This window comes from Aromatoleum tolulyticum, assembly GCF_900156155.1.
GTDB lineage: Bacteria > Pseudomonadota > Gammaproteobacteria > Burkholderiales > Rhodocyclaceae > Aromatoleum > Aromatoleum tolulyticum.
This window is the reverse complement of the sequence record NZ_FTMD01000012.1, coordinates 138,964-164,134: the sequence shown is the minus strand read 5'-3', so window position 1 is coordinate 164,134 and position 25,171 is coordinate 138,964. Positions and strand designations below refer to the sequence as shown.

General features: G+C 68.9%; 20 protein-coding genes and 1 pseudogene. 1 reads left to right on the top strand and 20 read right to left on the bottom strand.

Going from position 1 to position 25,171, the window contains the following annotated elements; all coding sequences use genetic code 11:
- The 12 genes and pseudogenes from BW991_RS17645 to paaG all read right to left on the bottom strand — a co-directional run.
- Window positions 1–543 (bottom strand): annotated as a pseudogene (locus BW991_RS17645) (branched-chain amino acid ABC transporter permease); the annotation flags it as partial.
- A gap of 136 nt (window positions 544–679) precedes the next feature.
- Entirely contained in the window at window positions 680–1,828 is a 1,149-nt protein-coding gene (locus BW991_RS17640; protein WP_076603419.1) for an ABC transporter substrate-binding protein, read from the bottom strand.
- Between the two features lie 208 nt (window positions 1,829–2,036).
- Window positions 2,037–2,678: a TetR/AcrR family transcriptional regulator gene (locus BW991_RS17635; protein WP_076603418.1), complete on the bottom strand. Its 642-nt coding sequence runs from the start codon at window positions 2,676–2,678 to the stop codon at window positions 2,037–2,039.
- Window positions 2,679–2,716: 38 nt separating this feature from the next.
- Complete coding sequence (gene paaE, locus BW991_RS17630; RefSeq protein WP_076603417.1) at window positions 2,717–3,799, bottom strand: 1,2-phenylacetyl-CoA epoxidase subunit PaaE; 1,083 nt, start codon at window positions 3,797–3,799, stop codon at window positions 2,717–2,719.
- Window positions 3,800–3,839: 40 nt separating this feature from the next.
- Complete coding sequence (gene paaD, locus BW991_RS17625; RefSeq protein WP_076603416.1) at window positions 3,840–4,328, bottom strand: 1,2-phenylacetyl-CoA epoxidase subunit PaaD; 489 nt, start codon at window positions 4,326–4,328, stop codon at window positions 3,840–3,842.
- 7 nt (window positions 4,329–4,335) lie between these two features.
- Window positions 4,336–5,103, bottom strand: coding sequence for a 1,2-phenylacetyl-CoA epoxidase subunit PaaC (paaC, locus tag BW991_RS17620; protein WP_076603415.1), 768 nt, complete (start codon window positions 5,101–5,103; stop codon window positions 4,336–4,338).
- A 13-nt stretch (window positions 5,104–5,116) separates the two neighbouring features.
- A complete protein-coding gene (gene paaB / locus BW991_RS17615) occupies window positions 5,117–5,404 on the bottom strand; it encodes a 1,2-phenylacetyl-CoA epoxidase subunit PaaB (RefSeq protein WP_018989543.1) in 288 nt (95 codons plus the stop codon).
- A 67-nt stretch (window positions 5,405–5,471) separates the two neighbouring features.
- On the bottom strand, window positions 5,472–6,473 hold the full coding sequence (paaA, locus tag BW991_RS17610) for a 1,2-phenylacetyl-CoA epoxidase subunit PaaA (RefSeq protein WP_076603414.1): 1,002 nt from the start codon (window positions 6,471–6,473) through the stop codon (window positions 5,472–5,474).
- A gap of 71 nt (window positions 6,474–6,544) precedes the next feature.
- Window positions 6,545–7,867, bottom strand: coding sequence for a phenylacetate--CoA ligase PaaK (gene paaK / locus BW991_RS17605; RefSeq protein WP_076603413.1), 1,323 nt, complete (start codon window positions 7,865–7,867; stop codon window positions 6,545–6,547).
- Window positions 7,868–7,991: 124 nt separating this feature from the next.
- Window positions 7,992–8,456: a hydroxyphenylacetyl-CoA thioesterase PaaI gene (gene paaI, locus BW991_RS17600; RefSeq protein WP_076603412.1), complete on the bottom strand. Its 465-nt coding sequence runs from the start codon at window positions 8,454–8,456 to the stop codon at window positions 7,992–7,994.
- Window positions 8,449–9,981 carry a 3-hydroxyacyl-CoA dehydrogenase PaaH gene (paaH, locus tag BW991_RS17595; protein ID WP_076603411.1) on the bottom strand — a complete coding sequence of 511 codons (1,533 nt, stop codon included), beginning with the start codon at window positions 9,979–9,981 and terminating at the stop codon, window positions 8,449–8,451. Before paaH ends, paaI begins: the two co-directional genes overlap by 8 nt.
- Window positions 9,982–10,815 carry a 2-(1,2-epoxy-1,2-dihydrophenyl)acetyl-CoA isomerase PaaG gene (gene paaG, locus BW991_RS17590; RefSeq protein ID WP_212566918.1) on the bottom strand — a complete coding sequence of 278 codons (834 nt, stop codon included), beginning with the start codon at window positions 10,813–10,815 and terminating at the stop codon, window positions 9,982–9,984.
- 433 nt (window positions 10,816–11,248) lie between these two features.
- Here paaG and paaN point away from each other — a divergent pair, with 433 nt between their 5' ends.
- Window positions 11,249–12,937, top strand: a complete 1,689-nt coding sequence (paaN, locus tag BW991_RS17585) for a phenylacetic acid degradation protein PaaN (protein ID WP_076603409.1) — start codon at window positions 11,249–11,251, stop codon at window positions 12,935–12,937.
- Window positions 12,938–13,008: 71 nt separating this feature from the next.
- Here paaN and BW991_RS17580 read toward each other — a convergent pair whose 3' ends face one another.
- From BW991_RS17580 to BW991_RS17545, 8 genes are all read right to left on the bottom strand, one after another.
- On the bottom strand, window positions 13,009–13,491 hold the full coding sequence (locus tag BW991_RS17580) for an oxidoreductase (RefSeq protein ID WP_076603408.1): 483 nt from the start codon (window positions 13,489–13,491) through the stop codon (window positions 13,009–13,011).
- Between the two features lie 61 nt (window positions 13,492–13,552).
- A complete protein-coding gene (locus BW991_RS17575; RefSeq protein WP_076603407.1) occupies window positions 13,553–16,483 on the bottom strand; it encodes an EAL domain-containing protein in 2,931 nt (976 codons plus the stop codon).
- The gene (locus BW991_RS17570; RefSeq protein ID WP_076603406.1) at window positions 16,480–17,886 is read right to left on the bottom strand and encodes a hybrid sensor histidine kinase/response regulator; all 1,407 of its coding nucleotides are present in this window, start codon (window positions 17,884–17,886) and stop codon (window positions 16,480–16,482) included. The genes BW991_RS17575 and BW991_RS17570 overlap by 4 nt, the downstream gene beginning before the upstream one ends.
- Window positions 17,883–18,989, bottom strand: a complete 1,107-nt coding sequence (gene cheB / locus BW991_RS17565; protein WP_076603405.1) for a chemotaxis-specific protein-glutamate methyltransferase CheB — start codon at window positions 18,987–18,989, stop codon at window positions 17,883–17,885. The genes BW991_RS17570 and cheB overlap by 4 nt, the downstream gene beginning before the upstream one ends.
- A 22-nt stretch (window positions 18,990–19,011) precedes the next feature.
- Entirely contained in the window at window positions 19,012–21,105 is a 2,094-nt protein-coding gene (locus BW991_RS17560) for a hybrid sensor histidine kinase/response regulator (protein ID WP_076603404.1), read from the bottom strand.
- Window positions 21,106–21,133: 28 nt separating this feature from the next.
- Window positions 21,134–22,585 (bottom strand): methyl-accepting chemotaxis protein, encoded by a 1,452-nt coding sequence (locus tag BW991_RS17555; protein ID WP_076603403.1) that lies wholly within the window; start codon window positions 22,583–22,585, stop codon window positions 21,134–21,136.
- Window positions 22,582–23,640 carry a chemotaxis protein CheW gene (locus BW991_RS17550; protein WP_076603402.1) on the bottom strand — a complete coding sequence of 353 codons (1,059 nt, stop codon included), beginning with the start codon at window positions 23,638–23,640 and terminating at the stop codon, window positions 22,582–22,584. The genes BW991_RS17555 and BW991_RS17550 overlap by 4 nt, the downstream gene beginning before the upstream one ends.
- The gene (locus BW991_RS17545) at window positions 23,633–25,111 is read right to left on the bottom strand and encodes a CheR family methyltransferase (protein ID WP_076603401.1); all 1,479 of its coding nucleotides are present in this window, start codon (window positions 25,109–25,111) and stop codon (window positions 23,633–23,635) included. The genes BW991_RS17550 and BW991_RS17545 overlap by 8 nt, the downstream gene beginning before the upstream one ends.
- Window positions 25,112–25,171: the final 60 nt, after the last annotated feature.

The window sequence follows — 25,171 nt, the reverse complement described above, 5'->3', positions numbered from 1 at the left end:
GGGCGGGGTGCGCGAGCCTTCGGCGCCGAAGAACAGCAGCCCGAGGCCGACCATGCCCACGTGCACGGCGACCGACACGATCAAGAGGATCAGCACCGGCGCGGCGGCGATCGGCTGGTAGATCAGGCGGTACATCAGCGGGCCCATCGGCACCACCACGAGCAGCGCCAGCAGCACCTGCAGCGGCAGCGCGAGGGTGGTGAGCGGCAGCAGGTAGAGCAGCGCCGCGAGCACCACCGGGTAGCCGACGTTCCACGCCAGCACGCCCGCGAGGCGCCCCTTCTGGCCGCTATGCAGCGCGCCGCGCGCATCGACCGCCGCGGCGAGCACGCCCGCGCCGAGCAACAGCCACAGCGTCGCCGGCACCGTGCCGGCCTGGATCATGACGAGAGTGAGCGCGCCATAGGCGACGAACTCCCCCTGCGGAATGAAGATCACCCGCGTCACGGCAAACACCAGCACCAGCGCGAGCGCGAGCAGCGCGTAGATCGCACCGTTGGTGATGCCGTCCTGTGCGAGCAACAGCGCTATCTGGAAATCCATGGACGAACCCCGCTATCGGGAACGGCGCAGACCGCTCCCGACTCTTTCAGCAACGAATGAAAGCCCCGCGCGGCGCGGGGCGAAGCCCGGCCGTCACGGTTTCAGCTCAGGAACTCACTTGCCACTCATTTGACACTTACTTGACGAGTTTCCATGCGCCGTTCTGGATCTGCACCATCACGCGCGCGCGCTGGTCCAAGCCGAGGTGGTCGTTGGGGCTCATGCTGAAGATGCCGTGCGCGGCGGGCACTTCCTTCAGGCCTTCGAGCGCGTCGCGCAACGCGGCACGGAACTCCTTGGTGCCGGGCTTGGCCTTCTTCAGTGCCGTCGGCACCGCGGCGGCGAGCAGCACGCCGCTGTCCCAGCCGTGCGCGCCGAAGGTCGACACGCTGCCCTTGCCATGCGCGGCTTCGTACTTGGTGATGTACTCGGTCGCGCTCTTCTTCACCGGATTGGTGTCGGGCAGCTGCGCCGCGACCAGCACGGGGCCGGCCGGCAGGAAGGTGCCCTCACAGTCCTTGCCGCACACGCGCAGGAAGTCGTTGTTGGCGACGCCGTGGGTCTGGTAGATCTTGCCGGTGAAACCGCGCTCCTTGAAGGCCTTCTGCGGCAGCGCGGCCGGCGTGCCGGAACCGGCGATCAGCACCGCGTCGGGCTTCGCCGCCATGATCTTGAGCACCTGGCCGGTCACCGAGGTGTCGGTGCGGGCGAAACGTTCGTTGGCGACCAGCTTGAGCTTGCGCGCATCGGCCACGGCGGCGAACTGCTCGTACCAGCCTTCGCCGTAGGCGTCGGAGAAGCCGATGAAGGCGACCGTCTTCACGCCGCTGTTGGTCATGTGCTCGATGATCGCGGTCGACATCTGCGCGTCGTTCTGCGGCGTCTTGAACACCCAGCGCTTCTTCTCATCCACCGGATCGACGATGCGCGCAGAGGCGGCCATCGAGATCATCGGCGTCGCCGCCTCGGCAACCACGTCGATCATCGCCAGCGAGTTCGGCGTGATCGTCGATCCGAGGATGACGTCGACCTTGTCTTCCGAGATCAGCTTGCGGACGTTCTTCACCGCCGAGGTCGTGTCGGAGGCGTCGTCGAGGACGATGTAGTTGACCTTCTCGCCGGCAATCGTCGTCGGCAGCAACGCGATCGTGTTCTTTTCCGGGATGCCCAGCGAGGCGGCCGGTCCGGTCGCCGACACGGTCACGCCAACATTGATGTCGGCGTGCGCGACCGTCGCAGCGAAGGCCAGACCGATGGCAGCCATCAGGGAAGTGCGCAGTTTCATGGTGTGTCTCCTCCTCTTGGTTTATTGGCGACCGAACCTGAGGGAAGTCGCGGTCGCGTCCGGCGATTATTGCTTACGATACAAACTATTGCTAGTCCAACTATTGATCTGAATCACGTTTTCGCCACACCGGCGCCATGCCGCGCCCGAAATCCCGTCCACGCGGCCTCGCGAGCATGGTGCGCGCCGCGTGCGTCCGGCCGACGTGCTAAGCACCGGCCGCCACCCGCGACGCTGCCGCGCTGCCGTCCTCGTCGCGCATCAGGCCGCGCACGCCGTTGAGGAAGATCCCGGTGACGATGGGCGCCATGTCGTGGAAGGTGAGCGGGCCGTCGGCACGCAACCAGGTGAAGGTCCAGTTGATCATGCCGAACAGGATCATCGTGACCGCCTTGTCGAGCTTGCGCCCCTTGAGGCCCGGTTCGACCCGCGCCAGCGCGTCGGCAAAGGCCGCGACGACGCCGCGCTGCTTGGCGGCGACGCTTTCCGCCTGCTCCTCCTTGAGGAACTTCACGTCCTGCACCAGCACCATGTGATGGTCCTGCGCATGCTCGTATTCCTCCATGAAGCGCGTCACGAGCTCGGTGAAATGGGCCTCGGGGCCGAGCTTGCGCGCCTCCACGGACGCGACGATCGCCAACAGCTCGTCGATGTAGCTGTCGGCGATGTCGAACAGCAGGTGTTCCTTGTCGCGGTAGTAGTGGTACAGCAGCGGCTTGGACACGCCGCAGGCCTGCGCGATCGCCGACATCGAGGCGTTGTGGAAGCCCTTTTCCGCGAACAGCCCCGCCGCCGCGCGCAGCATCGCCGCGCGCTGCAGTTCGAAAGTGGGTGCCTTGCCTCGTGCCATGCCGGATGTCGTGCCTGTTTCGGGGCCAGCCGCGCCCCTCAACGCTCGTCGAAACTGATGACGACGCGATCGGTGAGGGGGTGCGCCTGGCAGGTGAGAATGTAGCCGGCATCGACGTCCGGCTGTTCGAGGGTGAAATTCTTGTCCATGCGCACCTTGCCCTCAAGCAGTTTCGCGCGGCAGGTGCAGCACACGCCGCCCTTGCACGAGTATGGCAGGTCCATGCCGGCGCGCAGCGCGACGTCGAGGATGGACGGGTCCTCGGCGCGGAACTCCATCTCGCGCTTGAGGCCGTCGGCGATCACGGTGACCCGCGCCTGCGTCGCGTCGCCCGGTTCGACATGATGCTCGGGGGCCGTCGCCGGCACGCCGAAGCGCTCGAGGTGGATGTGGTCGTGCGCGACGCCGGCCGCCTGCAGCGCGGCCTCGACCTCGTCGATCATCCCGCCGGGACCGCAGATGAAGGCCTCGTCGATGGTGTCGACGGGGATCAGCGTGTCGAGGAACATGCGCACGCGCTCGCCGTCGAGCCGCCCGTTGAACAGCGGCACTTCCTGCTCCTCGCGCGAGAACAGGTTGTACAGCGTGAAGCGCGACATGTAGCGGTTCTTCAGGTCCTCGAGGGTCTCGGCGAACATCACGCTCGCCTGGCGGCGGTTGCTGTACACCAGCGTGAAGCGGCTGTGCGGCTCGGCGCGCAGCGTGGTCTTCACCAGCGACAGGATCGGCGTGATGCCGCTGCCGGCGGCGAAGGCGACGTAGTGCTTGGCGTGCGCGGGGTCGAGCGGGGTGTGGAAGCGCCCTTCCGGCGTCATGATCTCCAGCACGTCGCCGTCCTTGATGCCGCCGTCGTTGGCCCAGGTCGAAAATGCGCCGCCGTTGATCTTCTTGATCGCGACGCACAGTTCGCCGTCGTCGACACCGGAGCAGATCGAGTAGGAGCGGCGCAGCTCCTCGCCGTTGACCTTGACCTTGAGGTTGAGGTGCTGGCCCTGCTCGAAGCGGTAGTCCTCGGCGAGTTCGGCCGGGATCTCGAAGCGCAGGCTCACCGCCTCGGGCGTCTCGCGCCGCACCTCGGCGACTTTCAGCGGATGGAATTTCGGCGTTCTGTGCGTCGTCATGTGGTTGTCTCCTCGATCGCTTCTCGTGGCGATTCGATTCTTAAATGGGCTTGAAATACTCGAAAGGTTCGAGGCAGCTCTGGCAGCGGTACAGCGCCTTGCACGCGGTCGAGCCGAACTGCGACAGCCGCGTCGTGTCGGTCGAGCCGCAGCGCGGGCAGGCGAGCTTGCGCGGGACGAAGCGGAGCGGCTGCGGGCCGACCGGTGCGTCACCGCCCGGGGGTGCGATGCCATAGGCGCGCAGCTTCTCCTTCGCCGGCTCGGTGATCCAGTCGGTGGTCCATGCGGGCGCAAGGCGCGTCTCGACCGAAACCTCGCCGGCACCGGCGGCGACCAGCGCGTCGTGGATGCTCTGCGAGATCACCTCGGTCGCGGGGCAGCCGGAATAGGTCGGCGTGACGACGACGTGCAGGCCGCCCTCGCGCGCGAGGACTTCGCGCACGATGCCGAGCTCGGTCACCGAGATCACCGGGATCTCGGGATCGGGCACGCCGTGGAGGACCTCCCAGGCCCGGGCTTCGGTGATCATCGCTGCATCACCACTGCGCGCCCGGATAGGTGCGCTGCAGGTACTGCATCTCGGACAGCAGGTGCCCCAGATGCTCGCTGTGGCGGCCGAACTTGCCGTAGGACTTGAACGGCGTGCGCGCGGGCACGGTCAGCGTCGCCTCGTTCAGGACCGGCACCACCGCCGCTTCCCACGCGGCTTCGAGCTCGCTCCACGCCGGGCCGATGCCGGCGGCGGCAATCGCCTCGTCGGTCGGATTCGCGGCGAAGAACTCGGCGGTGTAGGGCCACAGGTAGTCGAGCGCGGCCTGCGTGCGTTCGTGCGATTCGGCCGTGCCGTCGCCCAGACGCACGACCCAGTCGCCGGCGTGCTGCGCGTGGTAGCGCGCTTCCTTGAGGCTCTTCGCGGCGATCGCGGCGAGCTCGGTGTCACTGGAAGCCAGCAGGCGTTCCCACAGCAGCACCTGGAAGCTCGCGAAGAGGAAGTTGCGCACCATCGTGCGGCCGAAATCCGCGTTCGGCAGCTCGCACAGCGTCAGGTTGCGGTAGTGCATCTCGGTGCGCAGGAAGGCGAGCTGGTCCTCGTCGCGGCCCTTGCCTTCGAGCTGGCCGGCGCGGGTGAGCAGCATGCGCGCCTGGCCGATGAGATCCAGCGACATGTTCGCGAGCGCCATGTCCTCTTCGAGCACCGGTGCGTGGCCGCACCATTCGGACATGCGCTGGCCGAGGATGAGCGCGTTGTCGCCGATGCGGGTGACGTATTCGATGTGTGCGGGGTTGGGAGTCTGTTGCGTCATCTGTGCAGCCCTCTCACATGTGGTTAACTTCGTCGGGCAGCTGGTAGAAGGTCGGATGCCGGTAGATCTTGTCCTCGGCCGGGTCGAACAGCTCGGGCTTGGCGTCCGGGTCGGAGGCGACGATGTGGTCGGCCTGCACCACCCAGATGCTCACGCCTTCCTGGCGGCGGGTGTAGACGTCGCGCGCGACCTGCAGCGCGAGCTTCGCGTCGGGCGCATGCACGCTGCCGCAGTGCTTGTGATCGAGCCCGTTGCGGCTGCGCACGAAGACTTCCCACAGCGGCCATTCCTTGCGTTCCATGTCTCTTCTCCTCTCGTGAGGGCTGGCCGGGGCCGCCCTTTCTGTCGGTGTGTTGCGGATATTCCTGTCAGGCGGCCTGGTGTTCGCGCGCCGCGCGCTTGCGCTCGTGCTCGAGCGCGGCTTCGCGCACCCAGGCGCCGTCGTCCCACGCCTTGACGCGCGCGGCCAGCCGATCGACGTTGCCCTGGCCGTGGCCATTGACGACGTTCCAGAACTCGTCCCAGTCGATCGCGCCGAAATCGTGGTGGCCGCGTTCGGCGTTCCACTTCAGCTCCGGGTCGGGCATCGTCACGCCCAGCACCTTGGCCTGCTCGACGGTCGCATCGACAAACTTCTGGCGCAGGTCGTCGTTGGAGATGCGCTTGATGCCCCAGCGCGCGCTCTGGCCCGAATGCACGGAGTCCTTGTCGTGCGGGCCGAACATCATGATCGACGGCCACCACCAGCGATTGACGGCGTCCTGCACCATCTCGCGCTGCTCTTCGGTGCCCTTCATCATCTGCAGCAGCAGGTCGTAGCCTTGGCGCTGGTGGAAGGATTCCTCCTTGCAGATCCTCACCATCGCCCGCGCATAGGGGCCGTAGCTGCACTTGCACAGCGGGATCTGGTTCATGATCGCGGCACCGTCCACGAGCCAGCCGATCACGCCGATGTCCGCCCAGGTGAGCGTCGGGTAGTTGAAGATCGAGCTGTACTTCGCCTTGCCGGTGTGCAGGGCCTCCAGCAGCTCGTCGCGCGACACGCCCAGCGTCTCAGCCGCGGCGTACAGGTAGAGGCCGTGGCCGCCCTCGTCCTGCACCTTGGCGAGCAGGATCGCCTTGCGCTTCAAGGTCGGCGCGCGCGTGATCCAGTTGCCTTCGGGCAACATGCCGACGATCTCGGAATGCGCGTGCTGGCTGATCTGGCGGATGAGCGTCTTGCGGTAGGCCTCGGGCATCCAGTCCTTGGCCTCGATGTAGCCGCCGGCGTCGATCTTGGTGTCGAACTCGACCTGGTACGCGGGATTCTCGACCACGCGCGGGCCCTTGTCGGCGCTCTGCTGCGGGATGTCCAGTGCTTGGGTATACATTGTGTTGTCTCCTCCTCTCTCATTCCTGGCTGGGGCGAGTGCGAGGCCGCCGCAGCGGCCTCTTCAGACACTCACTCCTTGGGGCGGCGGTCGATGACGCGCTTCGCCTTGCCGATGGTCACGCGCTCGATCGAGAACGGCTCGCCGACGACGACCTTCGCCGAGACGCCGATGAAGGTCTTGATGCGATGCGCGAGCTCCTCGCCGACCGCCTCCTTCTGCTCGGGATGCCGGCCGACGACCGCATCCGGGTCCAGCTCGACCTTCACCGTCAGCGTGTCCATGTGGCCCTTCTTGTCGACCTCCAGCAGGTATTGCGAAGCGAGCTGGGGCATGTGGCAGATCAGCTCCTCGATCTGCGTCGGGAAGAGGTTCACGCCACGGATGATCAGCATGTCGTCGGAACGGCCGGTGATCTTGGCCATGCGCCGCATGGCGCGCGAGGTCGGCGGCAGCAGGCGCGTGAGGTCGCGCGTGCGGTAGCGGATCACCGGCATCGCTTCCTTGGTCAGCGTCGTGAACACCAGCTCGCCTTCCTCGCCGTCCGGCAGCACTTCGCCGGTCTTCGGGTCGATGATCTCGGGGTAGAAATGGTCTTCCCACACCACCGGGCCGTCCTTGCTCTCGACGCACTCGCTGGCGACACCCGGCCCCATCACTTCCGACAGGCCGTAGATGTCGACCGCATCGAGCCCGGAGCGCGCCTCCATCGCCTCGCGCATGCCCTGCGTCCACGGCTCGGCGCCGAAGATGCCGACCTTCAGCGAGGTCGATTTCGGGTCGATGCCCATGCGCTCCATCTCGTCGAGGATGGTCAGCATGTAGGACGGCGTCACCATGATGATGTCGGGTCTGAAGTCCTGGATCACCTGGATCTGCTTCTCGGTCTGCCCGCCGGACATCGGCACCACCGTGCACCCCAGCCGCTCGGCGCCGTAATGCGCGCCCAGCCCGCCGGTGAACAGGCCGTAGCCGTAGGACACATGCACCATGTCGCCAGCGCGGCCGCCCGCGGCGCGGATCGAGCGCGCGACGACGGTGGCCCAGGTGTCGATGTCCTTCAGCGTGTAGCCGACCACCGTCGGCTTGCCGGTCGTGCCGGAGGACGCATGCACGCGCGCGACCTTCTCACGCGGCACCGCGAACATGCCGAAGGGGTAGTTGTCGCGCAGGTCGCTCTTCGCGGTGAAGGGAAACTTCGCCAGATCCGCGAGCGTCTTCAGGTCGTCCGGATGCACGCCCTTGGCGTCGAAGGCCTGGCGGTAGTGCGGCACGTTCTCGTAGGCGTGGCGCACGCTCCACTGCATGCGTTCCAGCTGCAGCGCGCGCAGCTCGTCCTGGCTGGCTGTCTCGATCGCTTCCAGGTCGCCGGGCGACGGGGTCTTTACGGGCATTCTCTCTCCTCCTGGTTTCTTCGGTTTGCGCGGATTTCATATGAGGCCGGGATTATTCCCCGCATCCGGGGAATCCCGGGTGACCCGCGTCAAACGCCATTCACAATTCCGCTCATGATTCCATTCACAACTCGGCGACGGCCCTGCCTTTCAGCCGGTAGGACCTGCCGCGCATGACCGCGATCAGCTCGCCCTTGGGGTTGGTGACGCTGATGTCGTACACGCCGGTGCGGCCGGCGGCGAACACTTCCTTCGCCTCGGCGCACAGGACGTCCCCGGGACGGCCGGGGGCCATGAAGTCGAGGCTGATGCCGGACGCCACGGTCTGCTCGTTGTAGCTGTTGCACGCGTAGGCGAAGGCCGTGTCGGCGAGCACCGTGATGAAGCCGCCGTGGCAGATGCGAAAACCGTTGAGCATCTCCTCGCGCACCGTCATCGTCACCTTCGCGTAGCCCGGGCCGACCGCCTCGAAGCGGATGCCGTTGGCACGCAGCACGCGGTCGTTCTCCGCCATGCAGTCGCGCACGCGCTCGGCGACGACCTGGGGATCGAGCCCGTTGGTGAGATCGCGATAGCCCGCCTCAGTCATACATCGCCTCCCCGTTGCAGGCCTTGCGGCGCAGCAGCGGCGACACGCGGTAGCGTTCCTCGCCGTAGTGATCCTTGAGATTCGCGAGCACCTCGACGATGAAACCCGCGCCGAGCTGGTCGGCCCACGCGAGCGGGCCGCCCTTGGGGTAGTTGGTGCCGTAGCGCATCGCGGTATCGACGTCGCGCGCGCTCGCCACGCCCTGCAGCACCGCGTCGGCGGCCTCGTTCGCGAGCATCGCGACGGTGCGCAGCGCGATCAACCCGGCGACGTCGTCGATCACGCTGACCTTGAAGCCGGCCTTCTGGAAGGTGCCGGCGACCACGCGCAGCGCGCCCAGGCCGCACTGGTCGGCGCGCGTGAGCGCGATGCGGGTGCTGGTCGAGTAGTCGAGGCACAGGTCGAAGAGCACCAGGTTCGGCACGCGCTCCTCGGCCGCGCGCAGCGTCGCGGGGCGGCCGTCGGTGAGCGCGACGCGCGCGGCGCCGATCTGCATCCAGCCGCGCTTGCCGTGCATGCCCGCCTCGCGCCGCACCTCGATGCCGGCCGCTTCGAGGCGCGCCAGGAGCGGCGCCGCCGCGCCGATGTCACCGACCACGGTGATGCGCGGCTCGCCGTCCTGCGCCGGTTCGTCCTGCGGCACCGCCTTCGCGGCGAGTTCGCCGTATTCGTAGATGCCGCGCCCGGTCTTGCGCCCCAGTCGGCCGGCAGCGACAAGTTCCTGCTGGAACTGGCTCGGCGCGAAGCGGCGGTCGCAGAAGAAGGACTCGAACACCGACTTCGTCACCGCGAAGTTCACGTCGTGGCCGATCAGGTCCATCAGTTCGAACGGCCCCATCGCGAAGCCGCAGCCTTCGCGCAGGATCGCGTCCAGCGTCGCGGGCTCCGCCTCGTGCTCGGCGAGCACGCGCAGCGCCTCGGCGTAGTACGGACGCGCGACGCGGTTCACGATGAAGCCCGGCGTCGAGGCCGCATGCACGGGGACTTTGCTCCAGTCGCGCGCCGTCGCATACAGGCACTCGGCGACCTCGCGCTCGGTGTTGAGTCCCGACACCACCTCGACCAGCGCCATGCGCGGCGCGGGGTTGAAGAAGTGCAGACCGGCGAGCCGGCCGGGACGCGCCAGCCCGGCCGCCATCGCGTTGATCGACAGCGACGAGGTGTTGCTCGCGATGATCGCGTCCACGCCCAGCGTGCTTTCCAGCTCGGCGAAGAGCTTGCGCTTGACGTCGAGGTTCTCGACGATCGCCTCGATCGCGAGGCCGGCATCCGCCGCCTCGGCCAGCGCCGCGACCGGCACGACGCGCTCGAGCGTCGCCGCGGCCTCGGCCTGGTCGAGCCGGTTCTTCGACACGAGGAACTTCAGGTCCTTCTCGATCGCCGCGCGTCCGGCGGCGATCGCCTCGGTGCGGCCGTCGAACAGGTACACGGTGTGGCCCGCGCGCGCGGCGACCTGGGCGATGCCGCTGCCCATTGCGCCGGCGCCGATCACGACGACCTTCACATCCTTGCCGAGGGCACTCATTCAATCACCCTTGAAGTTCGGGTTGCGCTTCTCGATGAACGCGGCGACCCCTTCGCGGTAGTCGTTCGAGTTGCCGCACACGGTCATCAGGTCGCGCTCGAGGTTGAGCTGGGTCTCGAAGTCGTTGGTCGAGCTCGCCCAGATCGCCTGCTTGGTCTTCGCGTAGCCAAAGGTCGGCCCCTGCGCGAGGCCTGCCGCCACCTGCTGCACGGTCGGCATCAGCGCCTCGTCGTCCACGCATTTCCAGATCAGGCCCCAGGCCTCGGCCTGCTCGGCCGACAGCTTCTCGCCCAGCAGCGCCATGCCCATCGCACGCGCCGGCCCGACGAGGCGCGGCAGGATCCAGCTGCCGCCGGTGTCCGGCACGACGCCGAGCTTGCTGAAGGACTGGATGAAGCTCGCCGAGCGCGCCGCGAACACGAGGTCGCACGCCAGTGCGATGCTCGCGCCGGCACCGGCCGCGACGCCATTCACCGCCGCGATCACCGGCAGCTCCAGGCTGCGCAGCGCGAGCACGAGCGGCTTGTAGTTCTTCTCGACCGATTCGCCCAGATCCACCGGTGCAGCCCCCGGCGCCACGGCGCGGTCCGACAGGTCCTGTCCGGCGCAGAAGCCGCGCCCGGCACCGGTCAGCACCAGCACGCGCACGACGCCCGCACCGCGGCCTTCCTTCACCTTCGCCAGCGCCGCACGCACCTCCTCGTGCATCCGGCTCGTGAACGAGTTCAGCCGCTCCGGCCGGTTCAACGTCAGCGTCGCGATGCCTTCGGCCACATCGAGGCGGATCGTCTCGCCCTGCATGCTCCAATCCGTTCTGCCCAACTCGCTGCTCATGTCTCCTCCTGTCGTCCCTCTGCACAAACGCCCACCGATGCCCTCAGGCGGCGCTTCTGCAGAGTCTCCTTTTTCGGATCGCCCGGAAGGCTTCGAGGCCTCCCGTCGGCGGGGGTCGGTGCCCGGTACTCCGAGCTCTCTTTCTAGTCCGGCCTTTGTTTGACCGACCGGTCAATCAATAGTAAGCTTGATCCAGATCAAAAGACAACAGTTTTTTGCTTGACAAGTTTCACCGCAGCGCAGCAACCGCCCTGGCTCTATTATTAAGGCGGCAATCAACTACCCCCGTTCGCCCTGAGCTTGTCGAAGGGCAATCGCAGGGCTTCGACAGGCTCAGCCCGAACGGTATTTGGTTACCGGGTTAATAAGGGATCAACGCCACTCACACGCAGGGGCCGCAGAAGCCCCGCCCCACCACCAGAGGAGACCCTCGATGTCCCACGCCGCGTCCACCACCACGCCCGCCCAGCTGTTCGACAAGCACCACGCGACCCTCGAAGCCGCCGTCCAGGCGATCCACGCCCGCGGCTACTGGACGCCCTACCCCGAGATGCCCAGCCCCAAGGTGTATGGGGAGACGGCACAGGAGGACGGGCGCCGCGCCGTCGAGGCCACCTTCGGCCAGGATTTCGAACTCGACCAGCCCGGCCGCAGCGGTTGGATGGCGACCGAGCGCTCGCCCTACGGCGTCGAGCTGGGCGTGCGCTATCCGGTGTGCGACGCCGACGCGCTGATCGCCGCCGCGCATGCCGCGATGCCGGGCTGGCAGCGCATCGGCGCGCAGGGCCGCGCCGGCGTGTGCCTGGAGATCCTCGAGCGCATCAACAAGCGCAGCTTCGAGATCGCCCACGCCGTGATGCTCACCACCGGCCAGGGCTGGATGATGGCCTTCCAGGCCGGCGGCCCGCACGCGCAGGACCGCGGCCTCGAGGCCGTCGCCTATGCGTACCGCGAGATGAAGTTCGTGCCGCACGAGACGGTATGGGAGAAGCCGCAGGGCAAGAACCCGCCGCTGAAGATGAAGAAGCACTTCGAGATCGTCGGCCGCGGCGTCGCGCTGGTGATCGGCTGCGGCACCTTCCCGACCTGGAACACCTACCCGGGCCTCTTCGCCGCGCTCGCGACCGGCAACCCGGTCATCGTCAAGCCGCACCAGAACGCGATCCTGCCGGCCGCGATCACCGTGCGCATCGCGCGCGAAGTGCTCGCCGAGGCCGGCCTCGACCCCAACCTCGTCACGCTCGCCGCCTTCGACAAGCGCGAGGCCACGCAGGCGCTGGCGACCCACCCGGCGGTGAAGTCGATCGATTTCACCGGCGGCAACAGCTTCGGCCAGTGGCTGATCAGCAATGCGAAGCAGGCGCAGGTGTATGCCGAACTCGCCGGCGTGAACAACGTCGTCATCGAATCCACCGACCAGTACAAGGCGATGCTGCGCAACCTCGCCTTCACGCTGTGCCTGTACTCGGGGCAGATGTGCACGACGACGCAGGCGATCCTCGTGCCGGCCGGCGGCATCGCCACCGACCAGGGGCACAAGAGCTACGACGAGGTGTGCGCCGATCTCGCCGCTTCGATCGACAAGTTCCTCGCCGACCCGGCGGTCGCGACCGCCGTGCTGGGCGCGATCCAGTCGCCCGACACGCTCGCCCGCATCGCGGAGGCGCCTGAGCACGGCCGCGTCGTGCTCGCCTCCAGGAAGATCGAGCACGCCGAGTTCCCCGGCGCCGAAGTGCGCTCGCCGGTGCTGCTCGCGTGCGACGCCGCCGACGAGAAGGCCTACATGGAAGAGCGCTTCGGCCCGATCGCGTTCATCGTGAAGGTCGCCGACGGTGCCGCCGCGGTCGCGCTGTCCGAGCGCATCGTGCGCGAGCACGGCGCACTCACGGTCGGCATCTACTCGACCAGGGCGGAAGTCGTCGACGCGATGACCGAGGCGAGCTGGCACGCCGGCGTCGCGCTGTCGATCAACCTCACCGGCGGCGTGTTCGTGAACCAGTCGGCGGGCTTCTCCGACTACCACGGCGTCGGCATGAACCCGGCTGCCAACGCGAGCCTGTCGGACAGCGCCTTCGTCGCGAACCGCTTCCGCGTCGTGCAGCGCCGCTACCACGTCGAGTAAGCGGGTCCGACGGTCGAATACCTCCGTTCGCCCTGGGCCTGTCGAAGGGCTCTGTCAGGGCTTCGACAGGCTCAGCCCGAACGGTCTTTGGCTGCAGCGTCAATAAGCGACGGGAGCGCCACGCTGCGCGGACGCGCCTTCAGGATCGTGCTGGGCTCCCCGCGCAGCACCTTCAGCAATTCGGCGTGCGCCCGCTCCCGCTCGAGCCCCTGGGCCACGAGCGCCGCGATCAGTTCGCCGAAGCGCGCGCGACGCCGCAGTCCCGCCTCGCTGGTATCGCGGCGGTCGCGGAAACAGTCCATCAGGGTCGAGCCGCACACGCAGTTGCGGAACAGCTCGACGATCACCTGTCCGTCGTCGTCCACTGCCTGCTTGAGGCCGCTGCGGCCGCTGCCCACCCGCTGCGTCTGCGCAATGTAGTCATCGGCGTCGCGATAACTGCGGCCGCAGGTGGGGCAGCGCTTGGGGAACGCACCGGCGGCAAGCTCCCTCAAGCCGGCGTAAAGCTCCGCATCGATACCGAATTCCTGTCCGCCCGGGACCGTGTCCGCCATGACCTGTGCCCTGAAGGCACGCAGCCTTCCCGCGCGTGCCTTATCCGTGTCCATTCACGGATTATATTCGCGCCTCGTCGGCGCATACGCGCGCAAACGCGTCACGGATCGTGCTGCGCAGCTCCTCGTCGTCCCACGGCTTGAGCAGGAACTTGCTCACCGCCCCGTTGTTGATCGCGCGCGTTATCGCATCGACGTTGGCGTACCCCGAAAGCACCATGCGCACCGTCCCGGGGTGCAGGTCCTTCACGCGCATCAGAAACTCGCTGCCGGTCATGCCCGGCATGCGCTCGTCGGACAACAGGACGTGCACCGGGTGTCTGGCCAGGATCTCGAGCCCCTCCTGGGCCGATCCCGCGGTCAGGATGCGGTAGCCGTCGCCGCGCAGCAGGCGTTTGAGCGCATTCAGGACATTCGGCTCGTCGTCGACCAGCAGCAGGGTCGGCTCCGGCGTGCCCACGGCCACGGCCGCGCGGTTCATGCGCACCCCGCCGCGCAGCATGGCCGCGATCGCCTCGCCGGCCACCGGCCGGCTGAAATAGTAACCCTGCAGCTCGTCGCACCCGCGCCGCCGCAGATATTCCATCTGGAATTCGTCCTCGACCCCCTCGGCGATCACCTTGAGCCGCAGGCTGTGCGCGAGCTGGATCGTCGCGATGCAGATCGCGGCATCCCCGGGGTCGGTCGTCACGTCGCTCACGAAGGCGCGGTCGATCTTCAGGTAGTCGAGGGGGAAGCGCTTGAGGCAGGCAAGACTCGAATAGCCGGTGCCGAAATCGTCGAGCGCGAGCGACACGCCCAGCGCCTTCAGCTTCTGCATCGTGGCCACCGCGTCGTCGACGTCGACCATCGCCGTGCTCTCGGTGATCTCGAGTTCGAGCCGCGACGCGTCCAGCCCCTCCGCCGCCAGCGCCTCGGCGATCATGCGATCGAGGTGGCCCGAATGGAACTGACGCGCCGAGAGGTTGATCGCCACCGGCGGGACCGCGATCCCGTCGTCGAGCCAGCCCCGGATCTGGCGGCATGCGGCCCGCAGCACCCATTCGCCGATGGGGACGATCAGGCCGGTCTCCTCGGCAAGCGGAATGAACTCCATCGGCGGCACCAGTCCGAGTTCCGGATGCTGCCAGCGCAGCAGCGCCTCCATGCCGACGATGGCGCCATCGTGCAGGCTCACGCGCGGCTGGTAGTGCAGCACGAACTCGCCGCGCTCGAGCGCACCGCGCAGCGCGTGCTCGAGCGCCTGGCGCTGCAGCATGGCCGCATTCATGGCCGGGGTATCGAAGCAGTACCGGTTGCCGCCCGCGCCACGTGCCTCGAGCCGCGCGATGTTGGCATGCTGCAGCAAGACTTCCGGACTGTCGCCGTCGCCCGGATAGATGCACACGCCCATGCTTGCCGTCACGGCGAGCTCATGGCCCTCGACGGCGAAGGGCGTGGCAATGTCGTCGACAATCCTGCGCACGATCAGCGCCGCCGCATCGACGCTGGCCAGATCGCCCAGCACCACGACAAAGTCGTCCATGCCGACGCGCGCGACGGTGTCGCCCTCGCGCACCAATGCCGTGAGGCGGGCGGCGACATGCCGCAGGATGCCGTCGCCCACCACATGGCCGAACGAGCCGACGATGCCGCCGAAGCGGTCGATATCGATCGACAGCACGCCCACCGAGCGCCGGTGGCGATTGGCATTCGCCAGCGCCTGCGCAAGCCGGTCGTCGAGCAGGTTGCGGTTTGCGACCCCCGTGACGGTGTCGAAATTGGCATGTCGCTCCAGCTCCGCCTGGTAGCGGAGGCGGTCCGTCACGTCATACTGGATGCCGACGAAGTGGGTGCAGCGGCCGGTGTCGTCGCACACCGGCGCAATGTGGAGATCCGCCCAATAGATCCGCCCGTCCTTGCAGTGGTTGCGGAAGATCGCGTGCCCCTGGCGCCGCTCGCGGATCGCCGCCCGGATCTCATGGAGGCCGGGCTGGTCGTGATCATTTCCGTGCAGGAAGCGCGGATTGCGCCCCACGGCTTCTTCCGCGCGATAGCCGGTGATGCGTTCGAACGCGGGGTTCACATACACGATGGGGAGGTCCGGCTGCTGGCAGTCGACGATGGTGACCGAGTTCACGCTCGCCTCGATCGCCCTTTCGCGCAGCCGCAGGGCCTCGAGCACGCCGAGACGGTCGGTGACGTCGCGCGAGATGCCGACCACGCCGACCACCTCGTCGCGCTCGTCGCGGATCGGCGCGCGCGTCGTCGAATACCAGCGCCATTCGCCCGTACCGGGCAGGCGGACGCGGACGCATTGTTCGGATGAGGGCTCGCCGCTGCACAGCACGCGCTCGTGCTCGGCCGGATCCCACAGCCCGCCCGGCTCCGCATCCGGAAGCAGCTCCGCGACGGTGCGGCCGGTGAGCGCCTCCGGCGCATCGCAGCCGAGCAGCTGCGCATACCGGCGGTTGGCGCGGATGAAGCGCTGCCTGCCGTCCTGATAGGAGACCAGATCGGTGGTGTTGTCCATGAACTCGCGCAGCAGGCGCTGCTCGGCGAGCAGCTCGCGCTGCAGGCGGTAATGCGCATGCGCCGACTGCACCATCAGGCGCAACTGGTCCTGGTTCCACGGCTTGGTGATGTAGCCGAAGATGCGCCCCTGGTTCACCGCCCGCACCACCGCATCCAGATCGGCATAGCCGGTGACCATGACGGCCGCGGCGCGCGACATCTCCCGCGCGCGCGCGAGCAGCTCGTCACCGCACATGCCCGGCATGCGCTGGTCCGACAGCAACACCGACAGGTCCGGCAGCGCGGGAATGAGGGCCATCGCCGCTTCGGCCGAGGACACGGTGTGGACGATGCAGTCGTCCTCGAGCGTATCGACGATCGCCGCCAGGATCTGCGGCTCGTCGTCCACGGCCAGCACCACCGGGCGCTCGCTGACGTGCGCGAAGGACGCCTCCGGCGTCGTCGTGCGCCGGCCTCCAGGGGGTGTCGTATCGGTCATGTTTGCGCTCCCGTGTTCGTCGCCGCGGTGGGCACCGTCTGCCGCAGCGGCAGACGGACGACCATGCGCGTGCCGACGCCTTCCTCGCTGAACGCCTCGAGCGTTCCGCCGTGCTGACGGACGATGCCGAAGGAGATCGACAGCCCCAGCCCGGTGCCTTCGCCGACCGCCTTGGTCGTGAAGAAGGGCTCGAAGATCCGTTCGCGAACCGCGTCCGGCATGCCCTTGCCATTGTCGGCGATCTCGATGCGCATCATCGCTTGGTCCTGCATGGTGGTGATGGTGATTTCCCCGTCGCGCGCGGCGGCGTCGATCGCATCGACCGCATTGGCGAGCAGGTTCATCACGACCTGGTTGAACGGTCCCGGATAGCAGTCCAGGCTGCACTGCGCCCCGAAGCGCCGCGTCACGCGGATGCGGTCCCGCAGCCGGTGCTGCAGCAGCGTCAGCACCGACTCGATCGCCTCCTCGACGTCGATCGTGCGGATCTCGCCCGCGTCCAGCCGCGAGAAAGTGCGCAGCTTGACCACCAGGTCGCGGATGCGCTCGAGCCCCCCCGCCATGTCGGCGAGACGCTCGCCCGCCTTGTCCAGCAGGCGCGCGCGCTCGGGCGTCAGATGCGGCCGCGCCTCCTCCTCGACCTGGACGAGTGCCCGCGACACCGTCGCGTGGTGATTCAGCACGAAGGCCAGCGGGTTGTTGATCTCGTGCGCCACCCCGGCCACCAGTTCGCCGAGCGACGCCATCTTCGCCGCCTGCACGAGGCGCGATTGCGTCTCGCGCAGTTCGGCATAGGCCGCTTCGAGGGTGCGGTTCGAGTCCTCCAGCTCGCGGTTCGCCGCGAGCAGCCGGTCCTGCATGTTGCGCAGCAGGCGGTTCTGGTACACCGCGCTTTCGTACGTCGACACGAGCAGGCCGACCAGCTGGCGTGCATCGCGCGGCGTCACCGGGTGCACGTCGTCGCCGATGCGCAGCTGCATCGGGCCGTGCCCGCCGTCGCCGGGCACGGCCTGCGGCGCTTCGATCTGCGACCGCAGGCTCGCGAGCAGCAGGGCTTCGTCGAAGGGCTTGGTGACATAGCAGTCGGCGCCCGCGTTCAGGCCGCGGATGACATCGCCGGTGTCGGCCAGCGAAGTCAGCAGGATCACCGGGACATCGGCGAGGCCCGCCTCGGCGTGCAGGCGCCGGCACAGCTCGTAACCGTCCATCACCGGCATGTTGACGTCGCTCACGACCGCCACGGGGCGGCGCAGGCGAGCCAGCGCCAGCGCCGCCGCACCGTCACCGGCCAGCAGCACCTCGTAGCCGGCCCCTTCGACGATGCGCCGCAGCATCTCGGCCTGCACCGGGCTGTCCTCGACGATCAGTACCGGGCCGGGCGCTACGGGAGCGTTGCGTATCATCGTGCGGGCCCTCCTCCGCTTGCCGCCGGCGACGACGGCGATTCGCCGTTCGCCAGCCTTACCAGTGCCGGTGCGACCTGCCCGAGCGGCAGCACGAGCCTGGCGGCACCGTTCGCGATCGCCGCGCCGGGCATGCCGAAGACCACGCTCGTCTCCTCGTCCTGGGCGATCGTCGCGCCGCCCGCGGCAGCGATCTCCGCGAGCCCGGCCGCACCGTCGCGCCCCATGCCCGTCAGCACCACACCGACGGCGTCGCGTCCATGCATGCGCGCGAGCGACGCGAGCGCGAGGTCCGCCGACGGGCGATGCAGCTGGCCGCGCAGTTCCGGCGAGCAGCGCAGGCGGCCGTGCGCGTCGAGTTCCAGGTGCATGCCGTCGGGCGCAAAATACGCCGTCCCCGGCAAGGGCAGATGGCCGTCCTGCGCGATGCACACCGGAATCGGCGTCGAGCGCGCCAGCCACTGGACCAGCCCTTCCATGAAACCCTCGGCGATGTGCTGGATGCACAGCACGGGCAGCGGAAAATTGCGCGGCAGGTGGCGCAGGACGGTTTCGATCGCCTGCGGGCCGCCGGTCGAGGCGGCGATGCCGACGATGCGCGGCCGCAGTCCGGAGCGCCCCCCGACAAGCTGCGGCAGCGCGACGGGCTCGGCCGCGGGGCGGCGACGGCGGCGCAGGGCGACCACACCCGCCACCACCTTGATCTTGCTCACGAGCTCGCCGGCCAGGCCGGCGGACGCTTCGCACAGGCCGCCGCGCGGCTTTGCGACGATGTCCACCGCGCCGGCTTCGAGCATCTCGAAGATCGTGTCCGTGTGCTCGCGCTGGACAGCGATGCTGAGCACGAGGATGGGCACGGGATGGAGCGCCATCACTTCGCGGATGAATTCGAGCCCGCTCATCCCCGGCATGTGCAGGTCGGTGCACACGACGTCGGGCGTGAGCCGCGGAATCAGCGCCAGCGCCTCGGCGCCGTCACCGGCGGTGCCGCACACGCTGATCGCCGGCTCGTGTTCGAGCATGCGCCGGACGATCTCGAGCGCGAGCGGCGAATCGTCGACCAGGAGCACGCGGATCGGCCGCCGCGGCGACGCGCCTTTCATGGCCGGGACTTCCGTGTGGAGCTCAGATCAGGCGCGCGAGGCATTCGATGAGCTCCCTCTGGTCGAAACCGGGCTTCGTGATGTAGGCGTTCGCGCCGGCCTCCAGCCCCCGCATGCGATCCTCATCCGACGCGAGCGAGGTGACGAGGATGACGGGCAGGTGGGCGTGGCGGACTTCGCAGCGGATGCGCCGGGCGAGTTCAAGGCCGTCGACGTTGGGCATGTTGACGTCGGTGACCACCGCATCGAATTCGCCGCGCGCGAGCTTGCGCAGCGCATCGAGGCCATCGACCGCGGTGACGACCTCGTAGCCCGCAGCTTCGAGGATGCGGCTTTCCTGCGTGCGCGTGGTGATGCTGTCCTCGGCCAGCAGCACCCGGTTCCGCCGTTGCGCGGCCGGAGCGGGCATGGCCGTGCCCGCGGACCGTCGCCGGATCGCCGCGAACAGATCCGGCGGATCGAGCACGAAGCAGATTTCCCCGCTGTCGAGGACCGTTGCGCCGGCAACGTTGCGTACCCGCTCGAGCAGGCTGCCGGGGGCCTTGAGCACGACTTCCTGCTCGTCGACCAGCGCTTCGACCGATACCGCGAAACACCCGGCCGCCACCTCCAGGATCACGGCCATGCGGCCGCTCGCGCCCTCGTCCGCCGCGGCCGGCGCCGCGGGCCGTTCCAGCAGATCGGCGAGCGCCACCAGCGGCACCGGCCGGTCGTCGAACAGGATGGCGTCGCGCCCGTCGAGCAGCAGGATGTCGTCGGCCGCGAGCCGGCGCGATCCCCGCACGTGCTCGACCGGCAGGCCGTAGGGGCAGCGGTCGGCCTCGACGATCAGGATGCGTGCCGTGACCAGCGTCACCGGCAGGCGCAGCGTGAGCGCCAGGCCGCGCCCCGGCGCGGAATCGAGCGCGAGCGAGCCCTTCATGCGTTCGACCGCCTCGCGCACGACATCCAGCCCGATGCCGCGCCCCGAGACGTCGGTCACCTGCCGCGTGGTCGTCAGGCCCGCACGCAGCACCAGCGCACGCTGCTGCGCCGGCGTCATCGCGGCGAGGGCGGCAGCGCTTTCCAGCCCGCACTCGAGTGCCGCCTGCCGGATCGCCGCCTCGTCGAGGCCGCGTCCGTCGTCGTCCACAACGATCTCGATGGCGCTTTCGGTCCGCCGTGCCCGCAGGCCGATGCGGCCGACCGCCGGCTTTCCCGCACGCGCGCGCTCTTCCGCCGGCTCGATGCCGTGGTCGATCGCATTGCGCAGCAGGTGCATCAGCGGATCGCGGATTTCCTCGAGGATACGGCGGTCGGCGGCGACGTCCTCCCCTTCGATCACCAGCTCGACCGGCTTGCCCTGGGTACGCGCGAGTTCCTGCACCATGCGCGGAAACTGGCGGAAGATGTTCGCCAGCGGCAGCAGGCGGATCGCGCGGATGCCTTCGCCGAGCTCGCCGCTGACGCGCTGCAGCTGCGCATGGTCGTCGTCCATTGCGGCGCGCAGGCGCGCCAGCATCGCCTCGACCGGCGCCAGCCGCTCGAGCAGCGCGAGCGCGCCCGGCACGGCGGAACCCGACCCGTGCGCAACCGCCCGCCGCAACTCCTCGCACCGCTCGACGATCGCGTCGACGTCCGCGAGCCTGCGGACCATGCGCGCGCACCCGGTCGCCAGCTCGCCGGATGCGTTCAGCAGGGCATCGAGTCGGCGGGCGTCGACCCGCACCGCATCGAGCGCGGGCGATCGGGCGGGCGGGCGGGGCGACACCGGTGCCGGCACCCCCGGCGCGGTGCCCAGGCCCGTACCCGCCGAGGCGACCAGCGCATCGCCCACTGCCACGCGGATGTCGCCCAGCTGCCGCAGCATTTCCTGGACGTGTTCGGGGCCGCGCGCCTCGACATCACGGCGCGCCGCGTTGAGCATGTCCTCGAGACTGTGCGCGAGCAGTTCGACCGCGTGCAGACCGAGCATGTGCGCGGCGCCCTTCAGGCTGTGGGCATCGCGGAACAGCGCCTCGACGGCCGCGTCCTCGCCGGCGTTGCGCTCCAGCCGCAGCAGGCCGTCGTCGAGCCGCTGCAGGTAGTCGCTGCTCTCCTGCCTGAACAGATCCTGCAGGCGTTCGTCTGCAATCATGCCGCAGCGCTCCGCGTCGTCGCCACCGTCACACCATCGCCTTCAGCCCGTGCGCGACCTGCTTCAGGTTCTCGATACCCGCCTTCGTCTGCTCGGTACCCGCCGCCATCTGGCGTGAGCCCGCGGCGAGACTCAGCATCGCGTCGGTCACCTGGCTCAGCGCCGCCGCCTGCTGCTTGCTGTTGAGCATCACCTGCTGCGCGTTTTCCGAAACGTTGTTGGCCGCACCGGCGATCGCATCGAAGGCCTCGGCCACGCGGCTGGCCGTCGCCATCACCTCGTCGGCGCTGCGCGAGCCGTCTTCGGTGACCATCACCGCACTGTTGGTCGCATTCTGGATCTCGGTGACCAGTGCGTCGGCGCGCTCGGCGGATTTCTTGCTCTGCACCGCGAGCTTGCGGATCTCGCTGGCGACCACGGCAAAACCCTTGCCCTGCTCGCCGGCGCGCGCCGCTTCCACGGCCGCGTTGAGCGCCAGCATGTTCGTCTCGCTCGCGAGTTCGCCGACCAGCTTGGCGATGCCGCCGATCTGCCCCGCCTGTTCCGACAGGCTGAGAATGCGATGGGCCAGCGAGTCGATCTTCTCCTTCATCCCCGCCGTGCTCTGCGCGGCCTCGTCCGCCGCGCGGGTGCCGTGGCGGGCGAGTTCGAGCGCCTGCAGCGCGGCCGCAGCGGACGATTCGGCCTGGCTCGCCGACTGGCGGGCCGACATCCCCAGCTCCTCCACCGTCGCCGACACCTCGCTGACCGCCGCCACTTGTTGCGTGACCGTGCGTTCATGCTCGTCCACCGTCGCCGCCATCTCGGTCGACGCCGTGCTCACGTGCGCCACCGATTCGCTGATCGTGCGCGTGCTGCGCACCGCCAGCGCACGGCCGATGCCGATCGCCAGCAGGATCGCGGCCACCGTCGCGCCCAGCGTCACCGACACCAGGGTGGCCGAGGCCTCCGTCTGCTCGGCGTCCCGCTGCGCCAGTATTTCGAGCTCGTGCGCCTCGATCTGGTCGATCAGGGCATCGACGCGGACACTGAGTTCGGTGAGATTCGACTGGCGGAAGAACTGCAGCGCCTTCGCGGCGCTGCCGGCATCGACCAGTTCGCGGTACTTGCCGGTGACGCCGGCGATCTCATCGATGGTCTTCAACAGGCGGGCCAGGACCTCGCGCTGCTCGGCGCTCGTCAGGAGCTTCGCCAGCGCGTCGAGGTTCTCGGTCGCGCGCGCCATGCTCTGCGCCGCGGTCTCCAGCGCATTGCGGTCATGGGCGATCAGGTAGCCGCGCATGTCGCGCTGGTACTGCGCCAGCCCCACGTGGGCCTCCTTCCCGAGCGCGACGGCACGGCCTGCCGCGACGGCGTCCGCAGACAGCGCCTGCAGGCGTTGCGTCTGCAAATACACGGCAAACGCGACACCGACCATCAGGAGCAGCGGCACCACATAGCCCGCCAGGATGCGTTGCCGCAGATTCAGTGTTCCGATCATGGTTGTTCCCCTGCGTCTGGAGCCGCATTGCGGGGCTCCGGTCTGTCCCGGTCAGGCTCGGCGGCGACGTGCAGCACGCGCGACGCAAGCATGGCCTCGATGTCGATGATGCTGAAAATCCGTTCGTCCGCCCGCATGGGGCCGCGGCAAAACGGCAGGTCGTTGTCGCCGGGCGCGGGCACGGCGGAATCGCCCGCACCGGTCGCGACGACGTCATGCACCTCGCTGACCGCCAACCCGACCGTCAGATCGCCTGCCTGCACGACGACGACCTCGGCGAGCGGCAGCCTCGCCGGCAGGCCGAGTACCGGCCGCAGGTCGACCACGGTCAGGATGTCGCAGCGCAGGTTCATGCTGCCGAGGATGTGCGCCGGACAACACGGCACCGGCCGGACGCCGCTCAGGTGCACGAACTCGTGCACCACCCGCGCCGGAATGCCGAAGAGCCCTCCATCGAGGCCGACCAGCGCGAACGACGCACTGCCCGCCGCGGCGGGCGCTTCCTGCGGACGGGCCATCCTGCCGGCACGCGCGCGGAAGGTCTCGGCCACGCCATCCGGGCACGCCGTGCCGCCCGATGCGGCGCCGGCGGGCGGCGAGCCCGGCGCTGCCGCGCCGGCCGCCGCGCCGGCCGCGGCGAGCAGCGCGCGGGCGTCGAGCACCATTGCGAGCTCCGCACCGCTCATCGCGACACCGGACACCAGCGACGCCGCGTTGCCCAACAGGCGGTGATGATCGCGCACGTCCTCGATGTCGGCGGACGCGATCGTCGCCGCATCGAGCACCTCGCCGGCGAGAATGCCGAAGCGTTCGCCATCGACGGTCAGGACGATCACCGCATCGCCGATTCCCAGCTCCGACCGCTCCCGGCCGAAACACGGCGCCAGGTCGATCACGGAAATCACGTGCCCGCGCAGGTTGAACGCACCGATCACGCACGGCAATGCCTCGGCCACCGGCGACAGCTCGGGCAGCCAGACGACCTCCTGCACCAGCGCGGCATCCAGCGCATAGCGCACGCCGCGGTGCCGGAACAGGAGGTGCAGATCAGCCATGCGAGCCGCCCTCCGCTGCGCCGCGGGCCGCGGCCTCCCCTGCCCTGAGGCTCCGCAACAGCGTGCCCGCCGTGGTATGCGGCGGCACGGGTAGCGGCGTCTCCGACGGCATCTTTTCCAGCTCGCGCAGCGCCTGCGCACGCATCTGCCGGGCGCGCCGTGCATCGCCCGTGCGTACGCACAGATCGGCCAGCTCCAGGTGTGCGACGACGAAACCCGGATCGAGATAAAGCACCTTGCGCAGCAGTGTCCGCGCCTCGTCGATCGCGCCGCGTTCCTCGGCCAGTTGTGCGAGCAGGAAATACGGGCGCGGATCGAGGGGAGACACGGCAATCACCCGCTCGCATGCGGCCCGCGCCGCCTGCGCCGCACCGCGGTCGGCGTCGCGCCAGGCCCGGGCGAGCACCTCGTCCGGCGCGGCCTCCGGCCCCGCATCGGGCCTGGGCGCGGAGCCGCGCTGCCGCGGGGGCTGGCCGGCCGCGGGGGTTGCCGCCGGTGCCGCCGGTGCCGTCCGTGACGGAACGGAGGGCGCGGAGGGTGCGCAGGCCGGAACGGCCGGCGCCGGGCGCACGGCAGACGCAGTTGCCGGCCTGCGGTACAGCGTCGCGTCGGGCCAGGTCAGGGCCTCCAGCCCGGACGGGACGCAGCCCAGCAGCTCGCCGTGCCCCGGAACGAAGTAACCGCCGTCCGACAAGGCCGCGACCAGTTTTCCGGCAATGTGCGTCACTGCCGGGGGCGTCAGATAGATGAACACGTTGCGGCACAGGATCAGGTCGAACCCGCCGGCGTCGGCGCCTCCGCCGCCGGCTTCGTCCAGCAGCAGGTCGCGCCGCTCGAAGTCGACCATCGCCCGCAAACGCTCTTCGATCTGCCATTCGCGGCCGCATTTGCGGAAATAGCGCGCCGTGCGCGCCTCATCCAGCACGCGGAAGGACCATTGGCCATACGTGCCGCCGCCGGCACGGGCGATCGCATCGCCATTGATGTCGGTTCCGAGGATCCGCACGTCCCAGCCGGCGAGCGCCGGCGACATCTCGTCGATCAGCATCGCCAGGGTATAGGCCTCCTCCCCGCTCGCGCAGCCCGCACTCCAGAGCCGCAACGACCGCTGCGCCGAACGGCGCGCGACGATCTCGGGCAGGATGCGGGCCGCGAGCAGCCCGAACAGGCCCTGGTCGCGGAAAAAGTAGGTTTCGCCGGTGGAGAAGTGCTCCATCAGCAGTTCGCGCTCGCGGCGGCCCGGATCGCCGCCCGCCGCGAGCAGATCCGCATAGGCATCGGCGGAGGGCAGGCCCAGCTCGCGCAGCCGCGGCCGCAGCCAGCCGCACAGCTTCGCCTCGTCGCCCGCGCGCCGGCGCAGACCGATCGCATCGAGGATGCGCTGGCACGGATCGCCTGCCGCCCCCCCCGATGACGCCGCCCCCTCGCCCGTCACGGACTCCCCGATGTTTGCAACATCATGTCCGCTCATTCCGATGAACTTCCCGCAGTTCAGGACAAACGCATTGTAACAGCAGGTTACAGCAGCCGA